This is a genomic window from Neobacillus paridis (genome assembly GCF_016765675.1).
Lineage (GTDB): Bacteria > Bacillota > Bacilli > Bacillales > Cytobacillaceae > Neobacillus > Neobacillus paridis.
Window position 1 is genome coordinate 66073 of the sequence record NZ_JAESWB010000278.1, and the last position, 22669, is coordinate 88741.

Below are 22669 nucleotides of genomic sequence, written 5' to 3' on the forward strand. Positions count from 1 at the left end.
ATTGCGCAATTGAGTAAGGAGCGGATTACGTTGCTAATTAAAGAATGCAAAGGGTATGAATTGGAGAAGGCAAAATCAAATACCTCCGAGGACTTTTTTAACAGAAGCGAACTGACCTATATCGACGATGGGGTTGAAAAAACGCTACATGTTCTATACGTACGTTATTTTGATGAATTATTCCCTGAATTTACTCCGTTTGAAGCAGATCCAGTTTTTGTCCATGACGGCAATGAAGTAAAGTTTAAAGACATTGTTGCCCTGGTTTGTTTCCTGAAAAATCCCGGGTTAAGAGAACGGAAACGTCTCTATATCAATTCAAAACAGGAATTTGCTGCTTATTTTCAGGATATTAATTTTGAAAAAATAAAAGAAATTTTTACATCGCTTCAACAAAAGCAAGGGTATGAGCTGCGTTCTCCAATAGAATTTATGATGCAGCCACAAGTAAAATAAATTAACGTTCATTTCCAGGACTGTCCTTTTAAGAGGGCAGTCTGTTTGTTTTTTTGGGGTCTTAATAAATTCGTTCATACATACCATTTAGAAAAGATTGTTGGGAGAGTGGCAACGAATGGACCATTTTAGCCAATATGTCAGTGAACTATTTAAATGGAATGGTCAAATGAGGCAGTTTCTCGAGTCTAATCATGTAAGGCAGGATTCTGAATTATGGGAAAAGCTTGATCAATTTGCTGATTTGATAGAGCATACCAACCGTGATTTATCCGACGAAGAATTGCTGCAGTTACAGGCTAAGGCAGAACATATTCACGAGGAAATGGAGTCTTACTTTAACCGGAAACAGGAAAATATGGTGGGAACCATAATGGTGACGGAAAAAAGCCTGCCGCCGGGTGGACATACACTGCCCGATCTTCCATATCCTTATGATGCTCTGGAACCCTATATTTCAAAAGAGATTATGAGGCTTCACCATGACCAGCATCATCGTACGTATGTGGAGGGGTTAAATAACGCCGAGCTTGAAATGAAAAAGGCCAGAGAGTCTAATGATTATACCATGATCAAACACTGGTCACGTGAGCTTAGCTTTCACGGATCGGGCCATTATCTTCATACCATTTTTTGGAGAAATATGAGTCCAAATGGCGGCGGCGACCCCCAGGGGCTGCTAAAAATGGAGATAGAAAATTATTTTGGCAGTGTCAAGGCCTTTAAAAAACATTTTTCAGAAACGGCAAAACAGGTGGAAGGTGTCGGCTGGGCATTGCTCGTTTGGTCGCCAAGAGCTAAACATTTGGAGCTATTACAAACGGAAGGTCACATGCTCATGACGCCATGGGATACGACACCGCTGCTTGTTCTTGATGTATCGGAGCACGCCTACTATCTCCAATATAAGAATAAACGATCCGATTACGTGGATAATTGGTGGAATATCGTCAATTGGCATGATGTTGAAATGAGATTTGAAAAAGCAGCCGATATCAACTGGCCTTTTAGATAGAAAAGGTATCAGACGATTCGTTTACCGGTGCTTTTTTTACAAGGAGATAAAAAATTTAACTGCTTATATCGATGCCCCCTTACTGAAAAAGCCAAGCAGCAGAGTTTTTGTCATATCACACCTTGTCCCGCATAAAATTTAATAAATAATGAGAAGGACGAGGTATACCAATGAAAATAATAAGAAGGCTCATGTTTCTTTCACTTATGATTACTATATTCATTGTCAATATTCCTCATAAGGTTGATGCTTCACTGGGGGTAAGTGCAGCAAGCGCTGTTTTAATGGAACAGAAATCGGGACGTGTCCTTTTAGAGAAAGAAGCCTATACGAAAAGAAGAATCGCCAGTATAACGAAAATAATGACCGCGATTCTTGCGATAGAATCCGGCAAGCTGGATAAAACTGTGACGGTTAGTGAAAAAGCAGTCCGGACAGAAGGTTCATCCGTTTATTTAAAACCCGGACAAAAAATAAAGCTTGAGGATTTAGTCTATGGATTAATCCTCCGGTCGGGGAACGATACAGCTGTGGCCATTGCCGAATATATCGGTGGCAGTGTTGACGGATTTGTTTATTTAATGAACCAAAAAGCCAAAGAGATCGGTATGGTCAGCACTCATTTTGCTAATCCACATGGACTTGATGATCATGAAAACCATTATTCCACTGCTTATGATATGGCCCTCTTAACCCGTTATGCTATGCAAAACAAAACTTTTCAGAAGATCTTTGGGACAAAGGTGCACCGTGCACCAAATCCAAATGAGGCTTGGGATTACAAATGGACGAACAAAAATCGCCTGCTGACAAAATACAAATATTGCACTGGCGGGAAAACCGGTTTTACTAAACGGGCCAAGAGAACGCTCGTTACAACAGCAACAAAAGGAGATATGGATCTCATTGCCGTCACCTTAAATGCTCCAGATGATTGGAATGACCATATATCCATGTATGAGACGGGTTTTATAAATTATGATATGGCTGAGGTTATATCAAAAGGGAAAATCACGATTGGAAAAAATAAATATTATAAAAACGATCAATTATATATTAAAAAATCAATTCTCTACCCGGCAACGAAAGAGGAAATGGACTTATTTAGCGTCAAATACAAATTGAACAAGCCCGAAAAAAAGTGGCTTTCGAAACATCAAGAGCATGTTGCCGGAAAAGCAGTTGTTTATTTAGATGGAAGAGCAGTTGAGGAAACACCCATTTTTTATCAAAATGAAACCGCAAAAAAGAAAGGTTTCTTTGATTTTATGAAGGAAATATTTCTTTCGATTATGGGTGTGAAGCTACATGGTTAATTATATTTGGGTTGGAATGACGATTATTGGCATTATTTTCGCGCTGGTGAATGGAACAATGGATGAGGTCAACAAGGCGGTGTTCGACGGTGCCAAAGAAGCAGTGACCATTTGTATTGGGTTGATTAGTGTGCTTGTCTTTTGGCTGGGAATGATGCGAATTGCCCAAGAATCAGGTTTGCTTGAGAAATTATCGAGACTGTTCCGTCCGCTCGTTAAAAAAATCTTTCCTGAGGTTCCGGAGAATCATCCTGCAATGGGGTATATGCTGTCAAATATGATTTCGAATATGTTTGGCCTGGGAAATGCTGCAACACCGCTCGGTATCAAAGCAATGGAAGAATTAAAAAAGTTAAATGGCGGCAAAAATTCAGCCTCCAGGTCGATGGTTACTTTTTTGGCGATGAATACTGCCAGTATAACACTTATCCCGACAACGGTCATTGCCATTAGAATCAACTATCATTCTGCATCGCCCACTGAAATTGTCGTACCGACGATCATTACGACTGTTTTATCGGCAATTGGGGCCATTCTCATTGATCGCTATTTCTATTATCGAAGAAGCCGAAAAGGAAGATGATACATGTCGCTTTCGACGATCTCAATCACATTTATACCACTATTAATTGGTTTTATCCTGCTCTATGGCACATTTAAACAAGTACCAACATATGAAAGTTTTGTAGAAGGCGGAAAAGAGGGGATCAAAATTGCCGTACAAATCATTCCATTTTTAGTAGGAATGCTTGTTGCAATATCCATTTTTCGGGCATCCGGGGCCCTAGAGGCATTAACAAATCTCCTCCGCCCGTTGATGAAAGCAATCGGAGTCCCAGTGGAAATTGTGCCGCTATTATTTATTAGACCGATCTCGGGAACAGCCGCTCTCGGTATGACAAGTGATTTGATTGCTAACCATGGACCAGACTCTTTTATCGGCCGACTTGCTTCGATCTTACAGGGGAGTACGGATACGACCTTTTACGTATTAACCGTTTATTTCGGGGCCGTCGGGATAAAAAAAATGGGTGATGCCTTAAAGGTAGGACTATTGGCCGATGTCGTTGGAATTGTCATTTCCATAATAGTAGTAAGTGTCATTTTTGGAGCTAAATAGGATGATATTACCCCGAAATAGAGCAGGTCTTCGTTAAAAGGCCTGTTTTTAAATTTGTCGATAATTTTATATATCCAATCTCTGTAAAAATGTGTATAATATTGCTAGTTTAATAGAAAAGAGGGATCCTATGAAATCTATCTGGAAAAAGATTAGTACCATCGGTATTGGTGCGGTGTTGATGACATCGACAATTTTTACCTCTACCGCCCAAGTTACTGCAGCGGGTAAGCAAGGAATGAACAAATCGGCGATTCAAAAAAAACTCGCCCCAATTAAGCAGAAGATTAAAGAAAGCAAAGCCTCCTTACTAAGTGATGATACCCTCATTATTAAGTATAAGCAGCCGATCAATCAAGGGGAAGTAAAAGGAGTAAATAAAGACTTTATTATCACGCAAAATGTCAAGCAATTAGGATATATAGTCGTTAAGCTGCTTAAGAAAAATAATCTGCAAAAAGTCACCCAGGCATTCCAAAAAAACAGCAAGGTCCTTTCGGTTGAAAGAAGTGTAATGTATAAAACATTTTCGGTCCCGGCAGACCCGAAGGTGAACGATGAATACCATTTATCCATGTTAAATATCGCAAAAGCACAGCAATTAGCTGGAAAAAAGAAAGTGAAAGTTGCCGTCATCGATACGGGAATTGATCAAAACCATCCGGAATTAAAGGGTAAGGTGCTTCCAGCTTACAATATCATTAACCCGATGAATCATGGCGCACCTGATACCCACGGCACCCATGTAAGCGGGATTATTGCCGCTGCGAAAGGGAATGGAATCGGCGGTTATGGTATAAACCCGAATGTGGAAATTTTGCCGATTGACGTCCTTGACCGTGATGGTTTGACATTAGGCATGACATTTGACTATACAGTTGCCCAAGCAGTTCTCTATGCAGCAAGCCACGGTGCAAAAGTGATTAATATGAGTCTTGGATCGCCATTCCCATCGACGATTCTTAAAGATGCGGTTGATACAGCGATCCAAAAAGGCGTCACTGTTGTGGCTGCCGCCGGCAATGATGCCGAAGCGTATCCAAATTATCCGGCAAGCTATGAAGGCGTCATTGGGGTCGGGGCAGTGAACAACAAGAAACAGCTCAGCTGGTTTTCTTCCTATGGCCCGTCCGTAGACCTTGTGGCCCCGGGAGAAGATATTTATGCTCCTATTTATGATTATGAGAAAAAATCTTCCTTTGAGACGCTGAGCGGAACGTCGATGTCCTCTCCGATGGTGGCAGGGGTCGCTTCACTGCTTTTATCCAAGCATCCAAACCTGAAGCCCGCCCAAGTAGAATACATACTTGAACATACTGCAAAAGACTTGGGAGCAAAAGGATACGATATAAAATACGGGAATGGACTCGTCGACCCAGTCGGGGCATTAAACTATAATATTAAGAATCTACCCTCTTTCGTTACGGCGAAGTGGACGAAAAAGGATATTTTACAAAAAGCAACCACATTATCGTTCGCAGATTCAAAAGAGCTTACGGAAAACTTTACAAAACCGTCGGAACAAAAATGGTATCAATTCCCTGTGAAAAAAGGCGAATTTATCCAAACCGCTTTAAACGGTCCAAGTCAATATGACTATAAAATGACACTTAATATTTACTCTGACGATCAGACATTTTCTGTAGATGTCAATAAGCAAGAAGCCGGAAAAACGGAAGGAAAGCTAATCCAGGCGCCTTTTTCCGGAACAATGGCAATCGGGATCAGTGATGTTAATGGAAATTATGATGAATCACCGGCTAAACGGTCAACCTTCCGCCTAGCAATCCAACGTTCTGCCGAAATGCCGGAGGATGAATCAACGATGGAAGCGCCGATTGAGGTAAAATCATTACCATATACATCGGAATCTCTCACCTTTATGGGAGAAAATGGCGATGATGATTATTTCCGTTTTAAAACGGGTGAAGAAACAGCTGCAAGAGTAACCTTATCGGGAGTTGCCGGGATTGATTCCAATATTCAAGTCTATGATTTGTCAATGTCAAACGAAGCTGGGCAGCAAGGAGAATCCGGAGCGACTGCAACCAGTTCTAATCAGCCTAATCCAGACACCCTTCCGGTAGATCAACTACCGTCTGTTGCGCAAATGGATCGAAATGGGATTGGCGCCGGGGAAAAACTATCATTTGAAGTTACCCCAAATAGGGAATATCTCGTAAAGGTATCAAGCAAACCAATGCTGCAAAACGAATCCGACATGGGGATGACGATTTTCGATCAATCAAGCGAGGAAACTCATTCCTCTTTATTGCCATATACAGTGAAAATTGAAACAAAGGTTCTCCCGCAAGACGAAGATAATATCGGGAATGGCGAGTCTGGCGGCGAAGAAGGTGATTCAGCTTATTATCAAACAATCTTGGATAGTGCCATTCCTACTAAAATTGGACAACCAATTAAAGGATATATTCAAAACTCAGGTGATGAGGATTGGTACAAAATCGAACCAAGCCAAACAGGAATCTATCAATTTAGTTTAGCGAATGATGACTCAGACAAGCCATATGTTGAATTATATCAAGTCATCAATAGTAAAGATGAGTATGGAAAGCCGATCCTTGATTTTTCGTATATTGGAAGTAATGAAAGTGACAATTTGTTTACAGGCGAATTGAATGGGACGATGCATACAGGATTGAAGAAAAACGAAACGTATCTGATTCATTTTACGGGTAATCCAATGATGGATATGGGCGTCTCCATTGACCCGTATAATCTATCTTCAAAACTGTTAATCTCAAACCCGGGGGATCAATATGAAGATAATGATGCAACAGAAAACATAAAAGATCTTCCAGCGTCCGTTATCCGTGGCAATTTTGCCATGCCAAATGATATCGACAATTTTTACTTAAAAGGGAACAAGACGCAAATTTACAGTCTGTTATTTGAAAGCGGAAAAGCAAGTGAAAAAATGCTGCAAAAATATCCAAAGGAATTGTTTGGGGACATCTATGGAGTTGCGATTGTCTACCGTGATATAAACAAAAACCGGAAAATTGATGAGGCAGATAGTGAAATGGCCACTATCATGATCAAAGGCCTATTTGAAGGTGCTTCCAACAACTACGGTTCGTTTAAGGTCGAAAAAGGTCAAAACTATATTATTTCGATTATCGGACTGACGGTTAGTTCAACACAATTATCACTAGTCCCGTATCAATTAACCGTTGCTCCGGTTCCGACCAAAGATGAAGACAGTAAGTCCAAGGTGAAAAATAATATACCATCCAAGCCGATTAGCCTGAAAAAGAAAAATTCTCATACGCTTTACGCCACCGGCCATTTAAATAGTGGTATAGGATATGGCGACGAAGACTGGTATGTGGTCAATGTGAAAGACAAGCTAAACGGATATATTTCCTTTGAATCGGGAAATGAGGTGGACGGAGTTATTTCCCTCTATAAAAATGGAAAGCTTATTTCAAAAGCCGATTACTATGGAGCAGGACAAGCAGAAATGATGCGGGTTCAGTTGAAAAAAGGAAAGTATCACATTAAAGTGAAAGATGTATTTGGCAACTCCACGATTAAACCTTACACAATTAAAATTACGAATTAGCTGAAAGCTAAAAATCAGGCGCCATGCGAAACATTCGCGTGGCGCCTGTTAATGATTGCAATTCACCGGGCAGTGGCTGCTCGGTTTTCTTATTTTATTTAATGGAGCCGTTGCTTTGAAAAGTCAGCAATTTATGTCATAATTCAGTAGGAAGAATGAATATATGAGTATTTTTGAATTGAATCGACAATTGATTTTTGAAATAATATTGAGGTGGAATAGATGGAACGATTACAAAAAGTGATTGCCCGTGCTGGCATCGCATCCAGGAGAAAAGCTGAAGAGTTAATTATCGCCGGCAAAGTGAAGGTTAATGGAAAAATTGTTACAGAGCTTGGAGTTAAAGTTTCTCCTTCCGACCGGGTAGAAGTCAATGAAATTCCGATCGAGCGGGAAGAACCAGTTTATTTTCTTTTATATAAACCTAGAGGTGTGATCTCAAGTGTCAGTGACGATAAAGGAAGGAAGGTTGTTACTGATTTCTTTGCTGATTTGAAGGAAAGAATTTTTCCAATTGGCCGGCTCGATTATGATACATCTGGATTATTACTGCTGACAAACGATGGGGAATTTGCCAATTTACTGATGCACCCCAAAAATGAAATTGAAAAGGTTTACGTTGCCAAGGTTAAAGGAATCCCCTCAAAAGAGAATTTGAAGAAATTAGAAAAAGGGATTCAGCTTGAAGACGGCAAGACAGCACCTGCCAAAACCAAAGTCCTTTCCATTGATAAGAAAAAACAAACAGCTATTGTTGAATTAACAATCCATGAAGGAAGAAATCGTCAGGTGAGAAGAATGTTTTCTGCAATCGGTCATGACGTGTTGAAACTGAAGCGAGAGCGTTATGCTTTCTTAACATTAAACGGATTAAGGGCCGGTGAAGTTAGAGAATTAACTCCGCATGAAGTGAAGCAATTAAGAGCAGCTGCGCTGGAGAACGGGAACAAAAAATCGAAAAAAGGATAAACTTGGGAAGGGTATCCATCGCTATTATAAAAAATTCATAGAAACGTCACAATTTTGTTCTTCGATAAACACTATGTTAATAATGAAAAATGGTATAATTTAGCTTAACTGTTTCATGTTTTAATGGAGGGGTTTTGATGAAAAAACGGCGATTAATAATCAGAACGGTGATTCTGACAATCCTGGTAGCGGCCGTTGCTTATACACTATATGCGAATTTTATGCAAGACCATAAACAAAAGGTGGCCGTAGGAGACCAGGCCCCAGATTTTGTTTTGACTGATATGCAGGGAACCAAACATCGCCTTTCTGACTATAAAGGACAAGGGGTTTTTTTGAATTTTTGGGGAACGTGGTGCCCGCCCTGCAAAAAGGAAATGCCTTATATTAATAACCAGTATCATCAATTTAAAGACCAGGGTGTACAGGTGTTAGCTGTTGATATTCAGGAATCGGAACTTGCAGTCAATCAATTTGCTGCTCACTACAAGCTGGATTTTCCAATCATGATTGATACAAACAAGGAAGTTATGACTACATATGGCGTAGATCAACTGCCGGCCACATTTTTAATCGATAAAAGTGGAAAGGTTGTCAAGTATCATACCGGTGAAATGACGGAAAATGATGTAAGGGAATTTATGGAGAAAATAAAACCTTAGCGGTTATGGGGAGTTTTTACAATGAAAGATGTCAAATGTGAATGCGGTCACGTCAATCCACATGGAACTGTACTGTGTGAGGCTTGTGGAAAAATACTTGACGAGCAGGAAACGAATAAGCAATTGCTTGATATGCGTTATGAGGGCAGTGCCCGCCGCTCCCAAACGTATAATAAAACAATGATTGATAAAGTATGGAACTTCTTCTCCTCTGTTAAAGTTGGTGTCTGGCTGATTGTCATTACGTTAATAGCATCCATTATCGGAACGATACTGCCGCAGAAAATGTACATAGACCTGCCGCCTGAAGTTTACTATGAACAAGAATACGGCACATTCGGAAAGTTATATTATCAATTGGGCTTTGATAATCTATATGGATCATGGTGGTATTTATTATTAATTGCCTTGATTGGTGTATCGCTTGTGATTTGCAGCCTTGATCGAGTGATCCCCTTATATAAAGCGCTAAAGGCACAGCGTGTTACCAGACATGAAGGCTTTTTAAAACGGCAGCGCGTTTTCGGGGTTACCCAAAATGCTGATAAAAGTGACTTGGCCATTTTAAAGCAGCATCTCGTACAAAAACACTATCATGTTCGTGAGGAAAATGGTAATTTACTAGCAGAAAAAGGCCGGTTTTCACGCTGGGGTCCATATGTGAATCATGTTGGGTTGATTATCGTTCTATTTGGCGGCATGCTTCGTTTTGTCCCAGGAATGTATGTGAATGAAAATCTTTGGATCCGTGAAGGCGAAACGGCTTTGGTTCCGGAAACAGGTGAACAATTTTATTTGCATAATAACCAGTTTATATTGCAGCACTATGATAAAAATAAAAATAAAAAATTTGAAAAGGCGCTTGCAAAAGCCGGAAACGTCGTGAAGAACTATCAATCAAACGTTGTTTTATATAAACGTACAGGAGAGAAAATTCCCGGGGAAAAGCCAAAACTTGAGAAAGTGAAAGAATATAAGGTTCGGGTTAATCATCCGCTAACATTTGAAGGCTACTCCGTTTATCAGTCATCGTTCAGAAGTGAAATGAATGCGATGAGATTTGCCCTCACTAATAAAAAAACAAACCAATCTTATGGAGAGTTAAAAATAAATCTGCGCGAGCCAAAGGAAAAATATGATTTGGGTAATGGATATTCGGTTGAAATCCTTAATTATTTTCCCGATTTTGAGTTTGGAAAAGATGGAGAACCTACGACAAAATCACGGGTACCCAATAATCCTGCATTTGTTTTTCGCATGTATTCTCCGGAAAAACCAAAAGGGGAGACAAGTTTTGTGGCGATTAGACAAACGATTGAGCCATTTGGAAATAATACCTATAAAATGGCGTTTAGAGGTATCGAAACAAAAAATGTTTCCGGTTTTGTTGTTCGGAAAGATTCATCCTTATGGTTAGTTATTTTGGGTGGCATTTTATTCATGATCGGTGTAGTTCAAGGGGCCTATTGGAATCATCGCCGGATTTGGGTACAAAACAAAAATGGGGAAATCTGGATAGCGGCGCATACGAATAAAAACTGGTATGGGTTAAAAAGGGAACTGGAAAAAGTCCTTGAAGAGACAAACATAAACATGCCCGAAGATCAACTTCAGCGGGAAGAGACGGATAAGGAGGGAGTATAGTTGGTTACAATAAGTAGTAATTTATTGTTTGCTGCTTTTATTCTTTATTTAGTTGCAACCGTGTTTTATGGCGGCTCAATTAAAGCAAAGAAAGATCCAAATGAAACAAAGAAAACAAATAAATGGGGTAGTATTGCTGTATTTTTAACCATTATTGGCTTTATTTCACAGCTAGGCTACTTTATTACAAGATGGATTGCGGCCGGACATGCTCCAGTTAGCAATATGTTCGAATTCACCACTTTTTTTGGCATGGCTCTTGTTGGTGCCTTTATTGTGATTTATTTTATTTATCGAAGTACGTTGCTTGGATTATTTACGATGCCAATTGCTATTTTGGTGATTGCTTATGCAAGTATGTTTACAAGGGATGTTACGCCATTAATTCCGGCACTGCAAAGCTATTGGCTAAGTATTCATGTTACCACTGCAGCTATCGGGGAAGCTATTTTAGCCATCAGTTTTGCCGCAGGTCTTATCTATTTGGTTAAGGCGATTGATCAAACAAAATCGAATAAACGAACTTTTTGGCTTGAGATCGTCATGTTTGCATTAGTTGTTGTACTTGGTTTTGTTGTTGTTTCAACTGCTTTTTCCGCCATCGGCTATCAGGAGAAATTTACTTGGGTAGATAAACATGGTAACGAAGCGAATCTTGAATATACAATGCCTGCCTTGACTGGACCTCATGAAGGTAAATTATTGACAAGTGACGGATTCAAACCATTAGTTGAAATGCCGGCATTGATTAATGCTAAAAAGTTAAATACTGTTATTTGGTCGTTTTTAGCTGGATTTGTTCTTTATGGTGCTATCAGACTTATCCTTAGAAAACGGATTGCAGCTGCACTTAAGCCAATGGTAAAAAATATTAAACTTGATTTCGTCGATGAAATCAGCTACCGTTCCGTATTAATTGGGTTTCCGGTTTTTACATTAGGCGCTTTGATTTTTGCGATGATCTGGGCACAGGAGGCATGGTCCCGCTTTTGGGGCTGGGATCCTAAAGAAGTATGGGCCCTGATCACGTGGCTGTTTTATGCTGCCTTCCTGCACCTGCGATTGTCCAAAGGCTGGCATGGTGAAAAGTCGGCATGGCTTGCTGTCATTGGCTTCGTTATTATTATGTTCAACCTTGTTGCGGTCAACCTTGTAATTGCCGGTCTTCACTCTTATGCCGGTTCTTAAAAGACAAACGTATAGCCTTCACTGTAAGTGAAGGCTTTTATAAAATTATTAAACATTTTTCACATTGTCATATTATTGACACTTTTTAAGCCATTTATTGACATTGAACATATGGCAAAAAGGTAAACCATTTTGTAAAATAATCATCATGGGGGGATTACAATGGAAAAAGAAGTGAAAATTTTAGTTGTTGATGATGAAGAACGGATTCGCCGTTTATTAAGAATGTATTTGGAACGAGAAGATTTTATTATAGATGAAGCTGAAGATGGGAATGAAGCACTATCAAAAGCAATTTCCAACGACTATGATGTTATTCTCCTTGACCTGATGATGCCGGGCAAGGATGGTATTGAAGTTTGCCGTGAACTTAGAGAAAAGAAGGCAACACCGGTTATTATGTTAACGGCAAAAGGTGAAGAAGTGAATCGTGTTCAAGGCTTTGAAGTTGGAACCGATGACTATATTGTAAAACCTTTTAGCCCGCGCGAAGTTGTCTTACGGGTAAAGGCAATCTTGAGAAGAGCGTCGCGAACCACTTACCTGCAAACAGAAACAACAACAAAGGATGTTATTGTATTCCCGCATCTCACAATTGATAATGACGCCCATCGAGTAATGGCTGATGGGAAAGAAGTAAGCTTAACACCCAAAGAATATGAACTGCTCTATTTCCTTGCCAAAGCACCGGATAAAGTGTTTGATCGTGAACAATTATTAAAAGAAGTTTGGCATTATGAATTTTTTGGCGATTTGCGTACAGTTGATACCCATGTGAAACGTCTTCGTGAAAAATTAAACAAAGTTTCCGAACAGGCTGCCAGGATGATTGTAACAGTTTGGGGTGTAGGCTACAAGTTTGAGGTAACAAATGAATGACCTTTTTACGAAGTGTTGTAGGTAAACTTTGGTTTACCATCCTTTTATTAGTTTCATTAGTTCTGTTTATTTTAACAGTAATGCTTCTCGAATTTTTTCAAAACTATGCGATTGAGAAAACCCAGGATGATTTAACCAATACAGCCGAAAAAATCGCTCGGATATTAGAAGAACACCCCAATAAGGAATTGCCAATTGGTTTGGAAATATCATGGGAAGTGATCGACAAAGTAACGAAAGTGGTCATCATTAAAAATGACCATGAAGTCTATTACTCACCCAACACGGGGAACGATCAAAAACTAACACTTAACGATATTAAGAATGATCCGGAATTATCACAAGTACTCGATAAAAATAAAACGGTTGAAAAAGTGTCCAATTTATCCACCAAGAATAATGTCAATAATAAGGATGCTGATTATTCCATTATCGGCGTACCACTGCATCTTTCAGGAGAAAATGGTGGAGTTTTTATCTATCAATCTCTGGAAGTCATGAAGGATACTTCTCAGTCAACAACTAAATTTATCTTACTTGTTGCTGGTGTAGCGATTATTTTAACGACTATTTTCGCCTTCTTTTTGTCTACCAGAATTACGGCTCCGTTAAGAAAAATGCGGGAAGCTGCTTTTGAAGTGGCAAGAGGGAAATTTGATACAAAAGTGCCAATCCTCACCCATGATGAAATTGGAGAACTGGCAACAGCTTTTAATCAAATGGGGCGGCAGCTAAAATTCAATATGAATGCCCTTAATCAAGAAAAAGAGCAGCTGTCCAGTATTTTAAGCAGTATGGCAGATGGGGTGATCACCTTTAACCGTGATGGGGCCATCCTGATTTCAAATCCCCCGGGTGAACGCTTCCTTCAATACTGGTATTATGAAAAAGGAGAAGGTGCAGAATCGGAGGCGATTCCCTCCCAAGTAATGGAACTGTTTCACAAAGCAGTTGAAACGGAAAAAGAACAAATGGGAGAAATATCGCTTCAGGGACGACATTGGGTCATTATTGTCACACCGCTTTACAGTAATCGATTTGTCCGCGGGGCAGTAGCCGTATTAAGAGATATGACCGAAGAAAGGCAATTGGATAAAATGAGGAAGGACTTTATTGCCAATGTGTCCCATGAGCTTAGAACGCCTATTTCCATGTTGCAGGGCTACAGTGAAGCGATTGTTGATGATATTGCGGAATCTCAAGAAGAGAAAAAGGAAATGGCTAAGGTTATTTATGATGAATCCCTTCGTATGGGCCGCCTTGTCAATGAACTGCTTGATCTTGCACGCATGGAAGCCGGACATCTTCAATTGACGAAGGAAAAAGTAAATGTTTCTACCTTTATCAATCGAATTATTCATAAATTTCAAGGGCTGGCAAAGGAAAATGAAATTTATTTGAATACAGAAATTGAAGCTGGAATCGATTTCTTCTACTTCGACCCTGATCGCATCGAACAGGTTCTGACGAATCTAATTGATAACGCCATCAGGCATACACCAAAGGGAGGCTCTGTTGTACTAACGGTTGCTCCGGATGACAAAGGAATGAGAATGGAAGTAAGAGATTCAGGATCAGGGATTCCAGAGGATGACCTGCCATTCATTTTTGAACGTTTTTATAAGGCAGATAAAGCAAGAACACGTGGAAAGTCCGGTACAGGACTTGGACTCGCTATTGCCAAAAATATCATTGATGCCCATAAAGGAACGATTTCGGTTCACAGCAAGCTTGGTCAAGGAACGACATTTTCCTTTCTTTTGCCGCGAAATAAGGCAGATTAAACGACTTCTTGCCGATTGTTCTTGATTCACGGGAAACATTCATTCGTGGATAAACATTTTCTTAGGCTCTTCCAGATTATTTGGATGGGCCTTTTTTATTTTATTTTTTGCTAAAAATTCCCTTTCATTTTATTGGAAAACAGTCTATATTTATTAGGGTGAAACTTTTCCTACTGAAATAGCGACTAATTCAATGAACGGGGAGGGGAAATGATGGACTCCGTTTTCGATGAACTATATAAAAAATATCACCATGATGTCTTTCAATTTTTGTTTTATATGGTCAGAAACAGGGAACAGGCAGAAGATCTAGTGCAAGAGGTCTATATTAGGGTGTTCAAGTCCTATACTCGCTTTGAGGGCAAAAGCAGCGAGAAAACATGGCTTTTTTCGATTGCCAGAAATGTAGCCATTGATTATTTTCGCAAGCAAAAGGGCTGGAAGGACAAACTGATGGAGAAGTTTGATTGGTCTACGAATCAAGTAAAAGATGACTATCCAATTCCCGAAGAAATTACCATTCAAAAAGAAGAAATTCAATGGATATATAAATGCTTGGAATATTGTACAGTGGATCAACGTGCAGTCGTCATTTTAAGGTTTATACATGATTTATCGATTGCGGAAACAGCAAAGGCTTTAGGATGGACTGAAAGTAAGGTAAAAACAACGCAGCATCGTTCGTTAAAGGTTATAAAAAAGCATATGGAAGCCTTTTATGAAAAGGAGGGAATGCATAGTGAAAAAGTCAGAGTGGAGCGATAGAGAGATTGAAGAATTATTGCGTAAAATGCCCAAAATACAAGATTATCGCGATCCTCGTGACATTTACCAAAATCTTTCCTTTAAAAGACGAAAATCGCCTTCTTGGGTGTTGCCAAGCATTGCAGCAGCTGCGGCTCTTTTTCTAGTGCTTGTTCTTGGACCCAAACTTTTCGATGGAGGGGGGAGGGCGCAGTTATCTCTTGATAAAGCTGGAGGAGAAAAAACAGTTGAAGACAAAAGTCTGATGAGAAAAAATGAGACTGGAGCCAATAAAATTACCATGTCAAGTATGGACAAGAATTCTGAGAAACGGGCTCCTGAGCTGATGAAGTCTGCTGTTTATGATGAGGAGGTTGGAAACGGGAAGGTAATTACCTATTGGATCCCGGATGATCAGGTCCAAAACCTCATTCCAGTGTCCATGATTATTAAGGATCCGCAAAACAAGTCATGGCTGGATTTGTTTAACGAGCAGATGGAACGCTTAAATGAAGATGGCTGGGGATTAACGGACTACTACCCAATAAAAGCAAAATTTAGCCTGGATAAAAAGAATCAAACTCTTGACGTTAATGTTCCGAGTGACCATCCATACGGTCAGGGTGCTGCAAATGAGAAATTTATCGATATTCTTAAAAAAGATATAGCATCCAATAGTAATTTGAAAAAGGTTAGATTGTTTACGAACGGGAAGCCTGGGATCGAATTTGGAAATTATGGAAATATCCCAGAACTTACGATCGAACCTGAAAAAAATCACGCCTTTTTGTTTTATTATCCGAATAAAAATGAATCTCCTTTTCTCGTTCCAACAATTGAATCATTTAAAACGATTAAGGATGCGCTCATTGCCATGAAAAAAGATCTGCCAGATTATGGGCTTAAAAAATCAATGATGTTTGAACTGCAGGAAAAGGATTTGGCGATTCGAAATAAAACATTACATGTATCAGTGAAGAAAGATTCGAAAATAAAGAATGATCAGCAAACCTTGTTTTCATATGAGGCCCTATTATTAACCGCTAAAGAATTTGGTTTGGAAAAAGTGGTAATCAATGATGCACCTTTAAAACAAATTGGCCCATTTCATCTTTCTGAGGAAAACAAGGTACCAATTGCCCCTAATCTGCGTAATATAGATTATTGATCGTAATCAACCTTTTTGGTTGATTTCTTTTTTTGCTCTGGCTCCTATTTTTTGTATAAATTGACCGTCATCTCCAAAATATAACAAATATGTTTGTTCCACCTCCACAATATGTTCTAAAAATGAAGGGGATTACATATCGTGAGGAGGAGAGTTTTGATAAGGAGGAAAAGGGAAAAAATGCGTGACTACATAAGGAGGTTTTTAATTGCCATTATTATGGCACTTTGTGTAAGTTTATTATTTTTAGGAGGGAAACATTCGGAAGCTGCAGGTGTCACAAATAAAGGGGAGAATGGGCATTGGCTTTGGCCTACGGACGGTATCATCACTGATACCTATGGAACAAGGCTGGGGAAACATAAGGGAATTGACATTGCCGGGGGAAGGGAAACTCCAATTATTGCTGTCCAAGATGGTGTAGTGGAGAAGTCCTATTTCTCCGATACATATGGAAATGTGGTTTTTATCAAGCATGTAAATAATATTGTTGCCGTCTATGCTCATTTAAACAAACGAATGGTTCATAAGGGCCAGAATATCAAACGAGGACAACTTATCGGAAAAATGGGTAAGACTGGACAAGCCACCGGTACACATCTTCATTTTGAAGTACATAATCGGGAATGGCGTTACGATAAGAAATTTGCCTTTAATCCGGAAAAATTATTGGGCAGTACTGAAGTAGGTGAAGTTGTGCAGGCTGGAGTGGCTCGAAATCGAGCATTGACCGCCAGTTCCCATGTTCGATCACTCAAGAGAGGGAATGTACGGAATACTGGGCCGGCCAATCAATATGTTGTCCGTCGTGGTGACACATTATCTTCCATTGCCTTAAAGAAAAAGGTACCTGTCGCCAAAATCAAGAAAATGAACGGCCTGAATTCAGACTTCATAGTTCCTAATCAAGTTTTAATCCTAAAGTAAAAAAATCGACCCACTGTCATAAAAGACGGTGGTTTTTTTGCATTTATTTACTATATTATGAACAAAAAGTTAATCTTTTTTTCTTTCGCTTAACAAAGTGAATTTTTTTCAGTATAATGTAGACATAAAAAATATCGATCTATCTTCGGGGCTGGGTGAGATTCCCGACCGGCGGTAATAGAGCAATGCTCTTAAGCCCGCGAGCCGTTTCGGCAGGATTTGGTGCGATTCCAAAGCCGACAGTATAGTCTGGATGGGAGAAGATGGAGGTTCTGCAGACGTTTGCAAAAAATTTACATAGCAAGCGTTTATTGAACATGCCTAAAAACTCCCTCAAGTCAATTTATTGAGGGAGTTTTTTTGTGGGATGTCCGAATGCTGAACCTCTCTTCCTAAATGATGGATCAAAAGGAGAGAGGAAGATGAAGAAGATGAGAAAAAAACACTCAAAGGTGAAAGTAATGGTATCCATTGGGATGCTGAGCAGTATTGCGTATCTATTAATGGTACTGCAGTTCCCATTACCGTATTTTCCTAATTTCTTATTTGTCGATTTCAGCGACATACCTGCCATGCTTGCCACTTTAATTTTCGGTCCAGTTGCTGGAATACTGGTCGAGCTGTTAAAAAATGTTTTAGACTATGTTGCAACCGGAAGTCAAACCGGAATTCCGGTTGGCCATATTGCCAATTTCTTTGCCGGTATTATATTTATCCTGCCAACCTACCTTGTTTATACCCGAATCAAATCAAGGAAGGGAATGACGCTGGGATTGATTGTCGGAACGGTTATTATGGCTGTGGTCATGAGCATATTAAATTATTACGTCATTCTGCCGGCTTACACGGCGTTATTAAATATGCCTGATATGCGAAGCTATGTCATTCCCTTTATTTTACCATTCAATATCATTAAGGGTATCATGATGTCGATTATTTTCATGCTGCTATTTATTCGCATGCAGGCATGGATCAATAAATTTTCTGTTGTGAATAATGCTTAATCAAATGAAAAGCAGCCTGATAATAATGGCTGCTTTTTTCATTTATCATATAAAAAATAACCCCCGCTTTGAAAGAAGCGGGGGTAGTAGCTTAATCTTTAAATTGAAAAATTACTCAAATTTGTTTGGATCTCCATCAAAAGGCTCATCTGCAACTTTAATAGAATCAGTTGGGCAGCCTTCGAAGGCATCCATCATATCATCGATTAATACATCAGGAATTTCAACAATTCCTTCATTATCGTCAAGGGTTACAAATGCAATCCCGTCATCATCATAATCATAAATGTCTGGAGCAGCTGCACCGCATGCACCGCATGCAATACAAGTTTCCTTATCTACAATAGTATACTTAGCCATGAAAAAACCTCCCAGTATTATTCAAAAAAAATTCTTAATTGTTTACCGGTTTTAAAATATTTGGTAAACGTGTTTTCCACCTCTATTTTAAAACTGTATCGGTAACTTTTCAATAGGAAAATAATTATTATCATTAAGGTTTGTTTATTTTCAAAACTTGTTGCTTTTTAGGACAACATGATCCTGATTTTCATGTTAAAATATATAGAGTTTAAGACGAAAAATGTAGAATGAACTCAAAATGTGGTGGTTAAAAAATGGTTCAGCTGACATCCATCATTCTTTATTGTTTAAAGCAGTTAAGCAAGGAAAGAACGGTGTATTCCATTTATCACCTCCTAAATGGGAAAAAATCTTCACAAACCATTCAGGATGCTCATTTATTTTCCCTAAAGAAATTCTTTGGTGTGCTTTCACCTTTATCAAGAGATTCGTATGATAGCATGATTCGAACCCTGCAGGAACAAGGGTACATAATTAATCATGGGGAACAACGTTTTCTGCTCACCTCTTCGGGTGAAAGTTTTTTAAACAAGCATCCGATTTTAAATGAGCTGAACGGCTGGGAGTATCACCAAATTACCTGGCCGTTTTGGGAACGACTTTCATTACTTATTCAGGTGGCCTCCAATATTGTACACCAAGAAAAATGTTATATTCCGATTCAAAAAAACAAAGATGTTCATCAATGGGTTAAAACCGTTCTGAAGGAAATGAAGGTTCCAAAATATGATCTTGGCAGGATGATCTACCAAGAGCTCATCGCTTGTTTTGAACATAATAAGACATTGGACCCTTCCGTATTAGTTTTTCGTTTAACTGGTTTTCAGCAAATTGGTTTAACGCCGATGCAAACAGCCCAAAAATTATCAATGAATCATTTTGATTATCAGCTTCAGTTTATCAATATTATTCATTATATGATCCGAAAGATAGCTGAAAAACCTGAGCAATTTCCGATACTGTCCTTGCTTCAGCAGGAACTGAGACAACAGCATGAACTGACCCAGTCTTCAAGAAAAACGTGGCAATTACTCATTCAAGGCTATTCTCTTGAAGCAATTGCCCGTTTGCGTAAATTAAGGGAAAGTACAATCGAGGATCATCTTGTTGAAATTGCTTTATATGTAAATCATTTTTCAATTGATCCATATGTGGAGCAAAAGTTACAGGAAGAAATTTTAGCGGTTTCAAGACGGATTGCCTCGAGACAATTAAAGCTAATAAAAGACCAGGTAAATAAGGCAAGTTACTTTCAGATAAGGTTAGTGTTGGCAAAGTATGGTGGTTCATAATGGAATTAGAAGATTTACTAAAAAAACAGTTTGGCTTTACGTCGTTTAAAACGGGACAAAAGGAAGTAATTTCTGCACTTTTAAACAAACAGCATACGTTAGCCATGCTTCCCACCGGAACGGGAAAATCATTATGTTATCAACTGCCTGGCTATATATTTGAAGGGCAAATTGTCATCGTCTCCCCACTGCTTTCTCTCATGCAGGATCAAGTGGAGCAAATGAAACAGTACGGTGAAAAGCGGGTCGTGGCGCTTAATTCATTTCTAAGCCAGGAAGAACGAGGGAATGTCCTGGCATTCTTGGATCGCTACAAATTCATTTTTATCTCACCGGAAATGCTAATGTCTCCATATATTATTCAAAAGCTTAAGAACATATCCATTTCGTTATTTGTGGTTGATGAGGCCCACTGTATTTCCCAGTGGGGTTATGACTTTCGTCCGGATTACTCGAAGCTTGGAGAGGTTCGAAAAACCCTTGGTAACCCTCTTACACTTGCACTCACAGCAACCGCAACAAGTAAGGTTCGTGAGGATATCATTCGCTCGCTGGGGCTTAACGGGGTAAAGAAGATTGAGTCGACCATTGATCGCCCCAATATCGGTTTTTTTGTGGAACAAATAGCGGATTATCGCCAGAAGGAAGATCGTGTCTTGGAGCTTGTAGCTCAGCTGCAAAAACCGGGGATTATCTATTTTTCCAGTAAAAAGGCTGCTGAACAGATGGCTGACCTTCTATCCGAACAACAAATTTGCCGCGCAAGTGTTTATCACGGGGGATTAGATCAAGATACAAGAATATTAATTCAGCAGCAATTTATTTATGGTCAGCTCGATGTGATTTGTGCCACAAGCGCTTTTGGGATGGGGGTAAATAAAGAAAATATTCGTTTTGTCATCCATTTTCATATGCCGATGCAGTTGGAATCCTATTTGCAGGAAATTGGCAGGGCCGGTCGTGACGGAGAGCCCAGCATTGCCATTTTGCTTTATTCCCCTGGCGACGAGTTGCTTCCCCTGCAACTTGCTGAAGGAGAGTTGCCCTCTGAGTCCCAAATTGATTGGTTATTTAACCTCCTGGAGAATGAGGGAGAGTCAGTAAACGGGGGAAGGAAATTATCAGAAACATGGAGGGAACTTGGCGGTTTTTCAGAGGTGCAATGGCGAATCGTGGAGGAATTCGTAACTCGTCTTGGTCAGCAAAATAAAAACTTATGCAGCATCAGAAATGAAATAAAGGAATTTGCCAAAAGGAGAGGGCAGGCTAAAAAAGAAAGTATTTTTAAAATGAAGAGTTGGATTGACATCAATACATGCCGGCGTAAATTTATTTTACATTATTTTGATGATCCTTTCACTTCGGAGATAAACCAGTGTTGTGATCGATGTGGGCTCCAATTAGAACCATATCATTCATTTAAGAAGAGTCCACAAAAAGAAACAATCGATATTTCATGGAAAGAATATTTGCAAAAATTATTAATAAATGGCGTGTTGAATAAATGAAAAATAAATATAATGAGATTATTTCCAGTTTAACGGATAAGGAATTGCTTTTTCACCTATATTTAACGCAAATCATCATTCTGTTCATTTCAGCTATTTTAGGATGGATCTTATTTGGGGATCTTTCTTATTGGGATCATTTTCAACTAAGCGATCCCAATCTTTATAAAGTAGGGTTAAGCGCAGGAATAGTAGTGGTCATCACCGATATTGTCCTTATGAAAGTATTGCCGTCCTCGTTTTATGATGATGGCGGTTTAAATGAACGGATATTTAAGGGGCGTCATCCGTTTCACATTATAGTAATAGCTGCCTTTGTTGCTTTTAGTGAGGAGCTATTATTTCGCGGTATTATTCAAACAAAGCTCGGGCTTATCTTGGCAAGTATCATTTTTGCGATCATTCATTATCGTTATTTATTTAATTGGTATCTGTTTTTGAATATTGTCTTACTTAGTTTTGTCATCGGGGTCATTTATCAGTGGACAGGAAACTTTGCGGTTACATTTATTATGCATTTTGTCATAGACTTTTTATTGGGGATCTATATTAGGTTTAGACATTCTCTAAAACGTTGCTAACTAACAGTAAGGAGTGAAGGGCCCTGTTATGAATAGTGAAGAACCATATAGAGAACAGGCAGAACGAACAAAACGGTCGATTCAGAAATTAACTGATACCGGAGAATATGACCAATTGCCGCCGCGAGCGAGGCTTCACCGCCGAAAAAAAAACAAAAGAAAAAGGAAGCTTAAATATCCACTGATCCGATTTTTGGTTCTGGTCTTCATATTGCTGCCTATTATCATTTTTACACTTATTTCTCATTACAATGGAAAAAAGGTTCAGCCGACAGACAAAACAAACCCCAGTAATGTTGGTTATGAAACGATCCATCTTGAACAATCAAATGATGATGGCGGAATAAGAGTCGATAAACAGAAAGTAAAAAATCAGGAAAAAAGCAATTCGCAGGTGCCCTGATACTAGATCATCACTAGCCAATCTTCATGATTGGTTTTTTGGCATATTGGGGCGGACAAG

At 39.2% G+C, this 22669-nt stretch carries 21 protein-coding genes and 1 riboswitch; of the genes, 20 read left to right on the forward strand and 1 reads right to left on the reverse strand.

The window, feature by feature from the left end; all coding sequences use genetic code 11:
- Window positions 1-30 precede the first annotated feature (30 nt).
- The 16 genes from JK635_RS18095 (at window position 31) to JK635_RS18170 (ending at window position 18462) form a co-directional block, all read left to right on the forward strand.
- Window positions 31-456 (forward strand): hypothetical protein, encoded by a 426-nt coding sequence (locus tag JK635_RS18095; RefSeq protein ID WP_202655343.1) that lies wholly within the window; start codon window positions 31-33, stop codon window positions 454-456.
- 118 nt (window positions 457-574) lie between these two features.
- Window positions 575-1471 carry a superoxide dismutase gene (locus JK635_RS18100; RefSeq protein ID WP_202655344.1) on the forward strand — a complete coding sequence of 299 codons (897 nt, stop codon included), beginning with the start codon at window positions 575-577 and terminating at the stop codon, window positions 1469-1471.
- 170 nt (window positions 1472-1641) lie between these two features.
- Window positions 1642-2787, forward strand: coding sequence for a D-alanyl-D-alanine carboxypeptidase family protein (locus JK635_RS18105; RefSeq protein WP_202655345.1), 1146 nt, complete (start codon window positions 1642-1644; stop codon window positions 2785-2787).
- Window positions 2780-3370, forward strand: coding sequence for a nucleoside recognition domain-containing protein (locus JK635_RS18110; RefSeq protein WP_202655346.1), 591 nt, complete (start codon window positions 2780-2782; stop codon window positions 3368-3370). The genes JK635_RS18105 and JK635_RS18110 overlap by 8 nt, the downstream gene beginning before the upstream one ends.
- A 3-nt stretch (window positions 3371-3373) precedes the next feature.
- Window positions 3374-3907, forward strand: coding sequence for a spore maturation protein (locus JK635_RS18115; RefSeq protein WP_202655347.1), 534 nt, complete (start codon window positions 3374-3376; stop codon window positions 3905-3907).
- Between the two features lie 130 nt (window positions 3908-4037).
- Window positions 4038-7493, forward strand: coding sequence for a S8 family peptidase (locus tag JK635_RS18120; protein ID WP_202655348.1), 3456 nt, complete (start codon window positions 4038-4040; stop codon window positions 7491-7493).
- 222 nt (window positions 7494-7715) lie between these two features.
- On the forward strand, window positions 7716-8462 hold the full coding sequence (gene rluB / locus JK635_RS18125; RefSeq protein WP_202655349.1) for a 23S rRNA pseudouridine(2605) synthase RluB: 747 nt from the start codon (window positions 7716-7718) through the stop codon (window positions 8460-8462).
- 137 nt (window positions 8463-8599) lie between these two features.
- On the forward strand, window positions 8600-9124 hold the full coding sequence (gene resA, locus JK635_RS18130; RefSeq protein WP_202655350.1) for a thiol-disulfide oxidoreductase ResA: 525 nt from the start codon (window positions 8600-8602) through the stop codon (window positions 9122-9124).
- A gap of 21 nt (window positions 9125-9145) precedes the next feature.
- The gene (resB, locus tag JK635_RS18135) at window positions 9146-10768 is read left to right on the forward strand and encodes a cytochrome c biogenesis protein ResB (protein WP_202655351.1); all 1623 of its coding nucleotides are present in this window, start codon (window positions 9146-9148) and stop codon (window positions 10766-10768) included.
- The gene (ccsB, locus tag JK635_RS18140; protein ID WP_202655352.1) at window positions 10769-11956 is read left to right on the forward strand and encodes a c-type cytochrome biogenesis protein CcsB; all 1188 of its coding nucleotides are present in this window, start codon (window positions 10769-10771) and stop codon (window positions 11954-11956) included.
- Window positions 11957-12118: 162 nt separating this feature from the next.
- Window positions 12119-12835, forward strand: a complete 717-nt coding sequence (locus JK635_RS18145; RefSeq protein ID WP_202655353.1) for a response regulator transcription factor — start codon at window positions 12119-12121, stop codon at window positions 12833-12835.
- Window positions 12832-14619 carry an ATP-binding protein gene (locus JK635_RS18150; protein WP_202655354.1) on the forward strand — a complete coding sequence of 596 codons (1788 nt, stop codon included), beginning with the start codon at window positions 12832-12834 and terminating at the stop codon, window positions 14617-14619. The genes JK635_RS18145 and JK635_RS18150 overlap by 4 nt, the downstream gene beginning before the upstream one ends.
- A 213-nt stretch (window positions 14620-14832) precedes the next feature.
- On the forward strand, window positions 14833-15384 hold the full coding sequence (gene sigX / locus JK635_RS18155; RefSeq protein WP_202655442.1) for an RNA polymerase sigma factor SigX: 552 nt from the start codon (window positions 14833-14835) through the stop codon (window positions 15382-15384).
- The gene (locus JK635_RS18160) at window positions 15359-16531 is read left to right on the forward strand and encodes an RsiX family anti-sigma factor (RefSeq protein ID WP_202655355.1); all 1173 of its coding nucleotides are present in this window, start codon (window positions 15359-15361) and stop codon (window positions 16529-16531) included. The genes sigX and JK635_RS18160 overlap by 26 nt, the downstream gene beginning before the upstream one ends.
- 180 nt (window positions 16532-16711) lie before the next feature.
- Entirely contained in the window at window positions 16712-17458 is a 747-nt protein-coding gene (locus tag JK635_RS24795) for a peptidoglycan DD-metalloendopeptidase family protein (protein ID WP_202655356.1), read from the forward strand.
- A gap of 137 nt (window positions 17459-17595) precedes the next feature.
- A riboswitch (FMN riboswitch) is annotated at window positions 17596-17727 on the forward strand.
- A 153-nt stretch (window positions 17728-17880) separates the two neighbouring features.
- Entirely contained in the window at window positions 17881-18462 is a 582-nt protein-coding gene (locus JK635_RS18170; protein WP_202655357.1) for an ECF transporter S component, read from the forward strand.
- Window positions 18463-18573: 111 nt separating this feature from the next.
- On the opposite strand, the gene JK635_RS18175 is transcribed toward JK635_RS18170, so the two are convergent.
- Entirely contained in the window at window positions 18574-18822 is a 249-nt protein-coding gene (locus JK635_RS18175; RefSeq protein ID WP_202655358.1) for a 4Fe-4S domain-containing protein, read from the reverse strand.
- Between the two features lie 257 nt (window positions 18823-19079).
- Here JK635_RS18175 and JK635_RS18180 point away from each other — a divergent pair, with 257 nt between their 5' ends.
- The 4 genes from JK635_RS18180 to JK635_RS18195 are packed head-to-tail and all read left to right on the forward strand — an operon-like array spanning window position 19080 to window position 22609.
- Window positions 19080-20117, forward strand: a complete 1038-nt coding sequence (locus tag JK635_RS18180) for a YpbB family protein (protein WP_202655359.1) — start codon at window positions 19080-19082, stop codon at window positions 20115-20117.
- Window positions 20117-21625, forward strand: coding sequence for a RecQ family ATP-dependent DNA helicase (locus JK635_RS18185; RefSeq protein ID WP_202655360.1), 1509 nt, complete (start codon window positions 20117-20119; stop codon window positions 21623-21625). The genes JK635_RS18180 and JK635_RS18185 overlap by 1 nt, the downstream gene beginning before the upstream one ends.
- Window positions 21622-22206: a CPBP family intramembrane glutamic endopeptidase gene (locus JK635_RS18190; protein WP_202655361.1), complete on the forward strand. Its 585-nt coding sequence runs from the start codon at window positions 21622-21624 to the stop codon at window positions 22204-22206. Before JK635_RS18185 ends, JK635_RS18190 begins: the two co-directional genes overlap by 4 nt.
- 28 nt (window positions 22207-22234) lie before the next feature.
- A complete protein-coding gene (locus tag JK635_RS18195; RefSeq protein WP_202655362.1) occupies window positions 22235-22609 on the forward strand; it encodes a hypothetical protein in 375 nt (124 codons plus the stop codon).
- The last annotated feature ends 60 nt before the right edge of the window (window positions 22610-22669 follow it).

Coding starts and splice junctions, on each gene's coding strand:
- JK635_RS18105 (WP_202655345.1), top strand. CDS start 1,642: ATGAAAATAATAAGAAGGCTCATGTTTCTTTCACTTATGATTACTATA.
- JK635_RS18150 (WP_202655354.1), top strand. CDS start 12,832: ATGACCTTTTTACGAAGTGTTGTAGGTAAACTTTGGTTTACCATCCTT.
- JK635_RS18185 (WP_202655360.1), top strand. CDS start 20,117: ATGGAATTAGAAGATTTACTAAAAAAACAGTTTGGCTTTACGTCGTTT.
- JK635_RS18190 (WP_202655361.1), top strand. CDS start 21,622: ATGAAAAATAAATATAATGAGATTATTTCCAGTTTAACGGATAAGGAA.
- sigX (WP_202655442.1), top strand. CDS start 14,833: ATGGACTCCGTTTTCGATGAACTATATAAAAAATATCACCATGATGTC.
- JK635_RS18100 (WP_202655344.1), top strand. CDS start 575: ATGGACCATTTTAGCCAATATGTCAGTGAACTATTTAAATGGAATGGT.
- JK635_RS18195 (WP_202655362.1), top strand. CDS start 22,235: ATGAATAGTGAAGAACCATATAGAGAACAGGCAGAACGAACAAAACGG.
- JK635_RS24795 (WP_202655356.1), top strand. CDS start 16,712: ATGCGTGACTACATAAGGAGGTTTTTAATTGCCATTATTATGGCACTT.
- resA (WP_202655350.1), top strand. CDS start 8,600: ATGAAAAAACGGCGATTAATAATCAGAACGGTGATTCTGACAATCCTG.
- JK635_RS18145 (WP_202655353.1), top strand. CDS start 12,119: ATGGAAAAAGAAGTGAAAATTTTAGTTGTTGATGATGAAGAACGGATT.
- JK635_RS18120 (WP_202655348.1), top strand. CDS start 4,038: ATGAAATCTATCTGGAAAAAGATTAGTACCATCGGTATTGGTGCGGTG.
- JK635_RS18115 (WP_202655347.1), top strand. CDS start 3,374: ATGTCGCTTTCGACGATCTCAATCACATTTATACCACTATTAATTGGT.
- JK635_RS18170 (WP_202655357.1), top strand. CDS start 17,881: ATGAAGAAGATGAGAAAAAAACACTCAAAGGTGAAAGTAATGGTATCC.
- JK635_RS18180 (WP_202655359.1), top strand. CDS start 19,080: ATGGTTCAGCTGACATCCATCATTCTTTATTGTTTAAAGCAGTTAAGC.
- JK635_RS18110 (WP_202655346.1), top strand. CDS start 2,780: ATGGTTAATTATATTTGGGTTGGAATGACGATTATTGGCATTATTTTC.
- rluB (WP_202655349.1), top strand. CDS start 7,716: ATGGAACGATTACAAAAAGTGATTGCCCGTGCTGGCATCGCATCCAGG.
- JK635_RS18175 (WP_202655358.1), bottom strand. CDS start 18,822: ATGGCTAAGTATACTATTGTAGATAAGGAAACTTGTATTGCATGCGGT.
- resB (WP_202655351.1), top strand. CDS start 9,146: ATGAAAGATGTCAAATGTGAATGCGGTCACGTCAATCCACATGGAACT.